This is a genomic window from Streptomyces albidus (ex Kaewkla and Franco 2022), from assembly GCF_013870515.1.
Lineage (GTDB): Bacteria > Actinomycetota > Actinomycetes > Streptomycetales > Streptomycetaceae > Streptomyces > Streptomyces albidus.
Genome location: NZ_JACBXA010000216.1, coordinates 1 through 10174, shown reverse-complemented (window position 1 = coordinate 10174; position 10174 = coordinate 1). Strand labels below are relative to the sequence as shown.

Annotated in this window: 10 protein-coding genes and 1 pseudogene; 7 read left to right on the top strand and 4 right to left on the bottom strand. The window is 70.8% G+C overall.

Annotated features, from left to right (window positions below):
• Positions 1 to 903: pseudogene (locus H5J26_RS24110) on the bottom strand (hypothetical protein); the annotation flags it as partial.
• 207 nt (positions 904 to 1110) lie between these two features.
• Between H5J26_RS24110 and H5J26_RS24105 the strand changes: the two are divergent.
• From H5J26_RS24105 to H5J26_RS24090, 4 genes are all read left to right on the top strand, one after another.
• Complete coding sequence (locus tag H5J26_RS24105; RefSeq protein WP_181768051.1) at positions 1111 to 2028, top strand: Nif3-like dinuclear metal center hexameric protein; 918 nt, start codon at positions 1111 to 1113, stop codon at positions 2026 to 2028.
• Positions 2025 to 2768 carry a zinc ribbon domain-containing protein gene (locus tag H5J26_RS24100; RefSeq protein ID WP_181768055.1) on the top strand — a complete coding sequence of 248 codons (744 nt, stop codon included), beginning with the start codon at positions 2025 to 2027 and terminating at the stop codon, positions 2766 to 2768. Before H5J26_RS24105 ends, H5J26_RS24100 begins: the two co-directional genes overlap by 4 nt.
• A 14-nt stretch (positions 2769 to 2782) precedes the next feature.
• Complete coding sequence (locus tag H5J26_RS24095) at positions 2783 to 3976, top strand: bifunctional RNase H/acid phosphatase (RefSeq protein ID WP_181768050.1); 1194 nt, start codon at positions 2783 to 2785, stop codon at positions 3974 to 3976.
• 337 nt (positions 3977 to 4313) lie between these two features.
• Positions 4314 to 5711: an MFS transporter gene (locus tag H5J26_RS24090; protein WP_181768049.1), complete on the top strand. Its 1398-nt coding sequence runs from the start codon at positions 4314 to 4316 to the stop codon at positions 5709 to 5711.
• Between the two features lie 133 nt (positions 5712 to 5844).
• Here the strand turns inward: H5J26_RS24090 and eda are convergent, their stop codons facing one another.
• The 3 genes from eda to H5J26_RS32470 form a co-directional block, all read right to left on the bottom strand.
• Positions 5845 to 6486, bottom strand: coding sequence for a bifunctional 4-hydroxy-2-oxoglutarate aldolase/2-dehydro-3-deoxy-phosphogluconate aldolase (gene eda, locus H5J26_RS24085; protein ID WP_181768048.1), 642 nt, complete (start codon positions 6484 to 6486; stop codon positions 5845 to 5847).
• A 74-nt stretch (positions 6487 to 6560) separates the two neighbouring features.
• Entirely contained in the window at positions 6561 to 7358 is a 798-nt protein-coding gene (yaaA, locus tag H5J26_RS24080) for a peroxide stress protein YaaA (RefSeq protein WP_181768047.1), read from the bottom strand.
• Positions 7359 to 7486: 128 nt separating this feature from the next.
• Positions 7487 to 7915 carry a hypothetical protein gene (locus tag H5J26_RS32470; protein ID WP_419183843.1) on the bottom strand — a complete coding sequence of 143 codons (429 nt, stop codon included), beginning with the start codon at positions 7913 to 7915 and terminating at the stop codon, positions 7487 to 7489.
• 276 nt (positions 7916 to 8191) lie between these two features.
• Here H5J26_RS32470 and H5J26_RS24065 point away from each other — a divergent pair, with 276 nt between their 5' ends.
• From H5J26_RS24065 to H5J26_RS31650, 3 genes are all read left to right on the top strand, one after another.
• Positions 8192 to 8398, top strand: coding sequence for an MbtH family protein (locus H5J26_RS24065; RefSeq protein ID WP_303647190.1), 207 nt, complete (start codon positions 8192 to 8194; stop codon positions 8396 to 8398).
• A 464-nt stretch (positions 8399 to 8862) separates the two neighbouring features.
• Complete coding sequence (locus tag H5J26_RS24060; RefSeq protein WP_309238050.1) at positions 8863 to 9885, top strand: 3-oxoacyl-ACP synthase; 1023 nt, start codon at positions 8863 to 8865, stop codon at positions 9883 to 9885.
• The gene (locus tag H5J26_RS31650; RefSeq protein WP_181768046.1) at positions 9882 to 10139 is read left to right on the top strand and encodes an acyl carrier protein; all 258 of its coding nucleotides are present in this window, start codon (positions 9882 to 9884) and stop codon (positions 10137 to 10139) included. Before H5J26_RS24060 ends, H5J26_RS31650 begins: the two co-directional genes overlap by 4 nt.
• The last annotated feature ends 35 nt before the right edge of the window (positions 10140 to 10174 follow it).

Sequence of the window (10174 nt, the reverse complement as noted above, 5' to 3'; positions counted from 1 at the left end):
CCGCAACTCCTTCTGCATGGGGCGCCATACGCCCAGCCACGCACCGCCCGCCCGCGCCCCCGTCGTCTGCCCGTGCAGTGCCACGGCGCAGCTCTCCGGAATCAGCATCTGCCCCGGCTGCACGGCGAAGGGCGTGAGCAGGGCGTTGTCGGGATGCAGGGATTCCGGGAAGCGGATCGGGCGGTGGCTGCCGAGCACGCCCCAGCCCAGCCGCATCTCTCCGGGTGCGTTCGACCGCACGATCAGCAGGCCGCTGTCGGCGTCCGCCAGCAGCAGCCGGTCGTCGCTCTCGTCGGTGATCTGGAGGAGAGGGGTGACCTCGCCCTGCCGCGCGAAGTCGATCACGACGCTCTTCGTGCGGCCCGTACCGCCCGTGTCCGTGCGGTCCACCGCGAGCAGCCTGCCCTCACGGTCCAGCCAGGCGCCGCCCGAGCAGTGCCCCGAGACCTCCGCGACCAGCTGAGGGCCTTCGCTGCCGCCCGCCACCAGCCATACGCCCGTGCTGTGTTCACCGTGGGTCAGCGCGTACGCGCGCCGTCCGCAGGGTGCGGGGGGCAGCAGCGTGAGCCGCTCGGACTCCACGGCGCCCAGGCGGAGTTCGCCCGTGCTCGGCCCCGTCGGATAGAGGAGCGCGAGCTGGTGGCTCCCCGCTTCGAGGCGGGCGATCAGGACTCTTCCGTCGGCCAGCGGCAGCACCTGGCTGCCCACGTCCTCAGGCCGGGCGCCGGGCAGCGGGACCGCGTACGGCTCCGGCCCGTCCAGCGTCCAGCGCTCGGGAAACCAGCCGCCCTCCGCGGACGCGTTGAGCCGTGCCGCGTAGGCGCCGTCGGCCGCGATCGTGAACGTGGAGTGCCTTGCCGTGCGGCCGTCCTTCACCGTGGTCTCCGTGGCACAGGCAGTCATGGGTCGATCACCTCCAGTGAGGAACCTAGGCGTCGCACTGCCGCCCGAACAATGCGAGTTCGGACGCTTCACGCGGAAGGGTGGCGGATGTGCGAATTGCCTGCGCGAGACCGAGGGCCTGTGCCTCGGGGCGTGCGCGGGGGCGGCGGCCGGGGGGTGTACGGCGCCCCGGACAGCCGGGCCGGGCCGGAAGGTAGCCTTTCACCCGTGCCCGAACTCTCCGAAGTCATCGCCGCGCTCGACGCCCTCTGGCCGCCCGGCCGGGCCGAGCAGTGGGACGCCGTCGGCACGGTCTGCGGGGACGTCGGCAACCCGGACGCCGAGGTGCGGCGGGTCCTCTTCGCCGTCGATCCCGTCCAGGAGATCGCGGACGAGGCCGTGGAGCTCGGTGCCCAACTGCTGGTCACCCACCACCCGCTGTACCTGCGCGGGACGACGAGCGTCGCGGCCGACACCTTCAAGGGACGGGTCGTGCACACGCTGATCCGGCACGGTGTCGCCCTCCACGTCGCCCACACCAACGCCGACACCGCGGATCCCGGAGTCTCGGACGCCCTCGCAGGCGCCCTCGACCTGAGGGTCCTCGGCCCGCTGGTGCCCGATCCGTCCGACAGCGAGGGGCGCCGCGGTCTCGGCCGCGTCTGCGAACTGCCCCGCCCGATGCGGCTCTCGGAGCTGACGGAGTGGGCCGCGCAGCGGCTGCCGGTGACGGCGCAGGGGATCCGCGCCGCCGGTGATCCAGACCGGCTGATCCGGAGCATCGCCGTCAGCGGCGGCTCCGGTGACGGGCTCTTCGCGGAGGTGCGCGCGGCCGGCGTGGACGCGTATCTGACGGCCGACCTCCGCCACCACCCCGCCTCCGAGGCCCGCGAGCACTCCGGGCTGGCGCTGCTGGACGCCGCCCACTTCGCCACCGAGTGGCCCTGGTGCGAGCAGGCCGCCGCCCAGCTGGACGAGATCTCCGACCGGCACGGCTGGGGCCTGCGCACCCACGTCTCGCGTACGGTCACCGACCCCTGGACCGCACACGCGGCTTCCTACTCCTCTCCGTCTGCCCCGTCGGGCCCGAACTCCGGCACCGACAGCAGCGACTCCAACGAACTCACCTCGGGAGCCCCCAACTGAAAGCCGCGCCCGCCGACCAGATCCGACTGCTCGACGTCCAGGCACTGGACACGCGCCTGACGCAGCTCGCACACAAGCGCAAGAACCTGCCGGAGCACGAGGAGATCCAGTCCCTGGAGGCCGATCTCGCCCAGCTCCGCGATTTTCTCGTCGCCTCCCGCACGGAGGAGAGCGACACCTCCCGCGAGCAGACCAAGGCCGAGTCGGACGTCGACCAGGTGCGTCAGCGCGCCGCCCGCGACCAGAAGCGGCTGGACTCCGGCCAGGTCACCAACCCCAAGGACCTGGAGAGCCTGCAGAGCGAGATCGCCTCGCTCGCCAAGCGGCAGGGAGACCTGGAGGACGTCGTCCTGGAGGTCATGGAGCGCCACGAGGCCGCCCAGGAACGCGCGGCCGAGCTGGCGCAGCGCGTCGAGTCCGTGCAGGCGAAGGTCCAGGACGCGACGGCACGTCGTGACGTGGCGATGGACGGCTTCGAGAGCGAGGCGGAGACCGTACGCAAGGAGCGCGAGGCGGTGGCCGGTTCGGTGCCGACGGACCTGCTGAAGCTGTACGAGAAGATCCGTGAGCAGCAGGGCGGTGTGGGCGCGGCCAAGCTCTATCAACGGCGTTGCGAGGGCTGCCGGTTGGAGCTGAACATCACCGAGGTCAACGACGTGCGCGCGGCCCCGGAGGACGAGGTGCTGCGGTGTGAGAACTGCCGCCGCGTCCTGGTCCGTACGCCCGAGTCCGGACTCTGACGGGGGTGGGGGGCGTGGGCGGCGGACGCAGGCTCGTCATCGAGGCGGACGGCGGTTCCAGGGGAAATCCGGGACCGGCCGGTTACGGCGCGGTCGTACTGGACGCGCGGTCCGGTGAAGTCCTGCGCGAGACGGCCGAGTTCATCGGAGTCGCGACCAACAACGTGGCCGAGTACCGGGGGTTGGTCGCCGGGCTGCGGATGGCGTACGAGCTGGACCCGGACGCCTCGGTGCGGGTGCGGATGGACTCCAAGCTGGTCGTCGAGCAGATGTCGGGCCGCTGGAAGATCAAGCACCCCGACATGCGGCCGCTCGCCGCCGAGGCGAAGGAGATCTTCCCCGTGGAGGCGGTCACCTACGAGTGGATGCCCCGCGCCCGGAACAAGCACGCGGACCGGCTCGCCAACGAGGCGATGGACGCGGGCAAACGCGGTGAACCGTGGTCGCCCGGCGCCTCTACAGCGGAGCTGGACGCGGCGGAAGAGGCGGCCCGTGAGGCGGCCGAGGACGCGGCTGAAGACGGGGACGAGCCCGAGGCCTCCGGCGAGGAGGCCGCCGCGCACAGCGGCTGGGGCCCCGACGTCGGTCCGCCCACCACGTTCGTGCTGCTGCGGCACGGCGAGACCCCGCTGACACCGGAGAAGCGCTTCTCGGGCAGCGGCGGCACCGACCCCGAGCTCTCCGCGGCCGGGCGCCGCCAGGCGCGCGCCGTGGCGCAGGCGCTGGCAGCGCGCGGAACCGTCCAGGCAGTCGTCAGCTCTCCGCTGCGCCGCTGCCGGGAGACGGCGGCTGCCGTCGCCGACCGCATCGGCCTCGACGTGCGCATCGAGGAGAACCTGCGCGAGACGGACTTCGGCGCCTGGGAAGGGCTGACCTTCGCAGAGGTGCGCGAACGCCACCCCGACGACCTGGACGCATGGATGGCCTCCACGGAGGTGCGGCCCACCGGCGGAGGCGAGAGCTTCGAGACGGTGGCGCAGCGCGTCGCCCTTGCGCGGGACAAGATCCTCGCCCGGTACCCGGGGAAGACGGTGCTCGTCGTCTCGCACGTCACCCCGGTCAAGAGCCTGGTGACACAGGCGCTGGGCGCGCCTTCCGCGTCGTTGTTCCGGATGGAGCTGTCAGCGGCCTCGCTGACGGCCGTCGCCTACTACGTGGACGGCAACGCTTCGTTGCGCCTGTTCAACGACACGGCTCACCTGCGCTGAGCCGGTCCGGCACTCCGACACCGCCCCGACAGAGTTGAGTTGCCGGGTGCGGGGCTCACGGTGGCGCGCTGCCACCGGGCCCCGCACCCGGCAACTTCCGTATGCGCCGGTGCGCCGGACTTCCTCCGTCGACCGGATGCCGCGCGGTGCCCCTCGCCTGCCTTCACCCGCCGTCGCACGCCGGCGGATCGCCCCCTGCGCCGGACCGGCCACTCAGCGAGAGATCCGTGCACCGCCTGTTGACCACCTACCGTCTGGTCGGTACGTTCTCCCGGAATTGCGGCGCCTCAGCCCCCGTCCCCCTCTCCCCGCGTCCCACAAACCGGAGCGTGAAGCAATGGATACGGCCTCACCCGACTCCTCGACCCCGCGGCAGAACAACCGGCGCAAAGTCGCCGCAGCCGCGGCGGCGGCCTCGGCAGTGGAGTGGTACGACTACTTCATCTTCGGCATCGCGGCCGCGCTCGTGCTCGGCGGCAAGTTCTTCCCCTCGAGCAGCCCCGTCGCCGAAGTCCTCTCCTCCTTCGCGACGTTCGCGGTCGGCTTCCTCGCCCGCCCCATCGGCGGCATCATCGCAGGGCAGCTCGGCGACAAGCGCGGCAGGAAGCCCATGCTCGTGCTGGCGCTGACCACCATGGGTCTCGCCACCACAGCGATCGGACTGCTCCCCGGATACGACCAGATAGGTGTGGCCGCCCCGATCGCCCTGGTCACTCTGCGCGTCGTGCAGGGCCTGGCCGTCGGCGCACAGTGGGGCGGCGCGATGCTGATGGCCACCGAGTACGCACCGGAGGGCAAGCGGGGGCTGTACGGCAGCCTCGTTCAGATGGGCGTCCCCATCGGCGTCGTGACCGCCAACGTGGCCTTCCTCCTCACCGAGAGCATCACCGACGAGGCCTCGTTCAGCTCGTGGGGATGGCGGGTGCCGTTCGCGATCGGCATCCTCGTGCTCCTGCTCGCCTGGTACATCCACACCCGGGTCGAGGAGACACCGGAGTTCCGCGAGGCGGAGCGCGCGCTCGCCGAGCGTGAGCGCGAGGCGAACGCCGGCAAGACGCCTGAGAAGGGCGGGGATTCGGCCCATTCGCCGCTGCGCACCGTCCTGCGGCACCACCTGGGCACCGTCTTCCTCGCCGGCGGCTCCTTCGCCGTCAACACGGCCACGTTCTACATCATCATCACCGGCGTCCTCGACTACACGACGCGTGACCTGCACATGGAGCGGGGCTCGGTGCTGATGGTCTCGCTGCTGGTCAGCCTCACCCAACTCGTGCTGATCCCAGGCGCGGCGGCCGTCTCCGACCGCTTCGGCAGGTTGCCCGTCTACACGGTCGGGGCCGTCGGCATCATGCTGTGGGCCGTGCCGATGTTCATGCTCATCGACACCAAGTCGCTGTGGCTGCTGGGGCTCGGCACCTTCGTCACCAGTTGCTTCCTCAGCATCATGTACGGACCTCAAGCCGCCCTGTTCGCCGAGCTGTTCACGGCCGAGATGCGCTACACCGGCGCCTCGCTGGGCTACCAGATCGCGGCTGTCGTCGGCGGCGGTCTGGCTCCGTTCATGATGGTGCTGCTGCTGGAGGTGAGCGGGACGTCGATGGCGGTCTCGGGCTACATCATCCTGTTGTCGGTGATCGCGCTGGGTTCCATCGCCGTGCTGGCCAAGCGGGCCAAGGCGCGGAAGGACTCAGCGGCTCCCGGTGCGCGGCCCGAGACGGAGGCCGAGCCGGCCTGACACCGGTCTGGACCACCTCTGCCCGTCACCGGCGTTCGCGCGTCGGTGACGGGCAGTCGGGCGACCTGGAGTCGATGATCGGCAGTGGCGACCGGGCAGTTGGCGACCGGTCGGGATCGCCCGGCTGCGCCCCTCAGTGGCGCAGCGCGGCGGCCCCCTCGGCCAGGCGCTGGACGCGTGGCCAGTCCCTCGCGGCCAGCGCCTCGCCTGGGAGCATCCAAGTGCCGCCCACGCAACCGACGTTGGGCAGGGCGAGGTATCCGGCTGCCCTGGCCTCGTCGATGCCTCCAGTGGGGCAGAAACGTGCTCGGGGCAGAGGCGAGGCGAGCGACTTGAGATAGGCGGTGCCGCCTGCGGCCTCCGCCGGGAAGAACTTCATCTCCGTCACCCCCCGTTCCAGCAGAGCGACCACCTCGGACGTGGTCGAGACGCCCGGCAGCACCGGCACTCCGTGCCCGCGCATCGCGTCCAGCAGCCGGTCCGTCCAGCCGGGACTGACCAGGAAGCGCGCACCTGCCCGCACCGCCTCGTCCGCCTGCTCGGGGGTGAGCACCGTGCCCGCGCCGACGACCGCCTCGGGCACGCGCTCGGCGATCGCCCGAATCGCATCCAACGCCGCCGCCGTCCGCAGCGTCACCTCGATCACGGGCAGGCCGCCGGCGACGAGAGCGAGGGCCAGCGGTACCGCGTCCTCGGCGTCCTCCAGGACGACCACGGGGATGACGGGTGCGAGATCGAGAAGGGAGGTCGGGGCGTCGGCATCGGAGGAGCTCATAGCGCCATGCTCCCCTCGCACGACCGTCGCACGCAACGCCCGTTGCAAAGAGTGCAATACCGTCGCGAAGAGCCCTACAGCTCCGACACCACCACGTCCAGGGCCAGCGGCTTCCCGGACCGCGCTCCGGCCGCCTCCTCCACGGCGTAGCCGAGCCCGCTCACTGCCTCCGCCAGAGCCGCCGGCGTGGTGGGCCGGGCGTCCGACTCCAGCAGCGCACGTACGATCCGGCCCTTCGTCGCCTTGTTGAAGTGGCTGACCACGGAACGCTTCTCGACGCCGTCCACGACGGTGGACTGGAGCACCCGTACCGTCACGGTGCGCTCGGCCAGCTCGCCCTTCGGCTTCCACATCTGCGCGTAGGCGCTCGAGCGCAGATCCAGCACGGGGCCGCTCCCGGCGGCCTCCGGCAGCACCGCGGCCAGCGGCCCTCGCCAGTACGCTCCCAGCGCGCCCAGGCCCGGCAGCCGGACGTTGCCCGAGCAGCGGTACGAGGGAATGCGGTCCTTGATCCCCACGGCTCCCCACAGTCCCGAGAAGACCAGCAGCGACCGTGCCGCCCGCCGCTTCGCGGCCGGGCTCAGCGTCGCCAGGCCCAGCGCGTCGTAGAGCACCCCGGTGTAGATCTCTCCGGCCGGCCGCGCGGGGGCCGTACGCAGCCCGGCGTTCTTGGCGACCTCGCCACGCAGCCCCTCGCTCAGCCCCAGCACCTCGCGGGCCTTCTCCTCGTCCGCGCCGCACAGCGCGACGAGCTCGTCCAGCACCGTCTCGCGGGCGCCGGCCAGCCCCGGCAGCGACATCGCCTCCAGGTCGAGGGGACGCCCTCTTCCTCCGGCGGCCTTGCCCTCGGACGGCGGCAGCAGCACGAGCACGGCGGGTCTCCTTCGTACGCAGAACACTTGCCGCCCAGCAGCGTATGGGCTCCCCGGGAGGGCGGACGCCACGGGGAGGGCGTGACGCGGGGTGCTCGCGCCCCGGCCCGCACGGCGGATGCCGGAGGCTAGGCGGGGCCGTCCCGTCGTTCCACGCGGGCGACGATCTCGCGCAGCTGCGCCGGTGACCAGCCGGTCAGTTCGGCGACGGTGCGCTCGCCTTCCGCTCCGCCCTCGCGCAAGGCCTGAACGGCCACGATCTCCAGGTCGGTCCGTGCCGCCGCCAGTGCGTCGGCGGCCTCCCGGTGACGCTGCGCGGCGAGTTCGAGTGCTGGTGTGTCCATGCGGGACATGGTGGCACGCAGCGGGACGGCGAGGCCTGCACGGCGACGGGCCACAGGCTCACTCGGAGGTGAACTCCCGCAGAAGCCCCACCAGTTGACCGGGCTGGTCGACGGGGATGAGCGTGTAGCTGTCAGATCCCGCCGGATCTCCGGCCGGGTGTGCGCGGGTTCGAACCAGGCGTCCAGCTCGTCCGGCACGGGACGCTTGCTCATCCAGCCCCAGCCACCCACCGTCGGGCATGGGGCTCCTCGCCTCGCACACGGGACCGGTCGTTGCCCTGGCCGTTCTCCCAGTGGGGCGTCGACCGGCCGTCCCGCTGACCGCGCGGGTCGTGCCGCCGGTCCCGGTGGGAGCTAATTCCCCGCTTCGCCCGGAGAGGGTGCCTTTCGTCCGCGAAATACTTGCGGGGGTTGTTCGGGCTGCGGGAGTATGCCGTCCCGTGAGGGTGGGGATCCGGCTTTCCACTCGCGTACCGCGAAAGGGACCTGATGAGCAATCCATTCGACGACGAGCACGGCACCTTTTATGTAATCGTCAACGATGAGAAGCAGAATTCTCTGTGGCCGGCGTTCGCCGATGTTCCAGAGGGCTGGACCATTGTTCACGGCGAGGACAGCCGACAGGCGTGTCTCGACCACATCGAGGAGAACTGGACCGACATGCGTCCTGCCAGTCTCGTGAACGAGGCGGGCTAGCGGGGGCGCGCCTCCACCCTGCACGGCATCGCCGCCCTCCGCCGCGACGGCGGGTGAACTGAGCGTCCCCACCGGATCGTTCCAGTTCACCCGCCGTTCTGCTGTCCGCACATGGCTGCCCCGCTCCGGGGCGGGGGAATGACCGGAAGTGCTGGTGCACCGGCCGGTCGAGGCGTGACCGGCGGTGAGACCGGGGTTTTCCGGAACCAAGGATTCCAGAACGAACGTGAAACCTGAGTGGCGCATTCCGCTTATGTCGGCCGGTACGGATCCGACCCCGGGTGACCTCTCCGGCAAAACGTCCAGAACGATCCACTCCAGCGTCCCCGCCGATACCCGGGTAAATCGACAACTCGATGTTCGGGACACCTTTCCCGGTGGTTCCGGTTTCCAATTCTGGTCTCTTCTCCTCCTCAAGTCGGCGTTGTAGCATCCGGTTTCTGACCAGAATTGGGGGAGGATGCGTGACGCCTCAAGTCGCGGAGAACGGGGCCTTTCCTGTCGCCGTGCGCAGTGCCGGCTGGTGCCTGCCCGAGCGGTCCGTTCCGGTGTCGGAACTGCCCGAACTGGCCTCGCTCGGGGAGAGCGAGCGGCGCACGTGCCTGGCGCTGGGAGTGGAGTCCGTACGGGCGGACGAGGGGATGAGCTCGGCCGATCTCGGCGAGCGTGCCGCGCGGGAAGCCCTGGACAGGGCAGGCGCGTCCGCGCGTGATCTCGGCGCCCTCATCGTCGTGGAGTCCAGGGCACCGGAGACGCTTCTCAGCTCGGAGGCGACCCGACTGCAGCACCTGCTCGGCGCCGACAGAGCCGTCACGTTCTCGGTCGGCGGCCTGGGGTGCGTCTCGATCACCCCCGCACTGCTGGCGGCACGTGGACTGATGTGCGCCGACCGGGACTTGGGCGACGTGCTCGTCGTCCACGGCAGCAAGCCGGCGGCCGCCGGACGCTACAGGCATCCGGTGACCGTGAACGGGGACGGCGGTCAGGCGCTGCTGCTCTCCCGCCGAGGGCCGGTCCGGCTCCTCGACATCGTCCAGGAGACCAACGGCGCCCACTGGGACCTCTTCCACGTCAAGTACCGCGACCGTCCCGCCGATCAGTGGCGCGAGGAGTGCAAGGACCCCTCCACGTACGCCTTCAGTCTCGCGATGGAGTCGCGCGGCCGGCTGTCGGCCCTGCTGAGCGGGTTGATGGAGCGCAACGGGATCGAGCAGGCGGACATCCGCGGACACCTCAGCCAGAACCTGTCGATGGCCGGGTTCACCTTCACCGAGGAGTCCCTCGGGATCGAGATCATGCCGGTGTGCCGGGAGAACCTCCAGCAGTACGGGCACCTGGGTCCCAACGACGTCTTCCACAACCTCTACACGGCAATCGAGCGCAAGGAACTCCAAGAGGGTGACCGCGCCGTGCTCATCAACGTGAGTCCAGTGGCGGCGTGGAGCGTGCTGCTGGTCGAGATCGGACCCCAGGAGCCGACGACGTGAACGAGATCACCAGCGAGATCACCGAGTTCCTCACCGCGGCTCTCCGCAAGCCCGTCGGGCCCGACGACGACTACTTCGAACTGGGCCTCGCGGACTCGTTGTTCGCCCTGGAGCTGGTCACGTTCGTCGAGGGCCGGTTCGATCTGACGGTGGAGGTGGAGGACCTCGATCTGGAGAGCTTCCGCACCGCCAACCGCATCACCCGGTTCGTGCAGCGCAAGACGGGTGCCCCCGAGTTCACCGAGACTCAGTGAACGCCCTCCCGGCCGAGGACGAGCCCTCGGCCGTG

Excerpts from the sequence above, each read along its gene's own strand:
- H5J26_RS24065 (WP_303647190.1), top strand. The coding sequence starts at position 8,192 with ATGAGCAATCCATTCGACGACGAGCACGGCACCTTTTATGTAATCGTC.
- H5J26_RS24090 (WP_181768049.1), top strand. The coding sequence starts at position 4,314 with ATGGATACGGCCTCACCCGACTCCTCGACCCCGCGGCAGAACAACCGG.
- eda (WP_181768048.1), bottom strand. The coding sequence starts at position 6,486 with ATGAGCTCCTCCGATGCCGACGCCCCGACCTCCCTTCTCGATCTCGCA.
- H5J26_RS32470 (WP_419183843.1), bottom strand. The coding sequence starts at position 7,915 with ATGAGCAAGCGTCCCGTGCCGGACGAGCTGGACGCCTGGTTCGAACCC.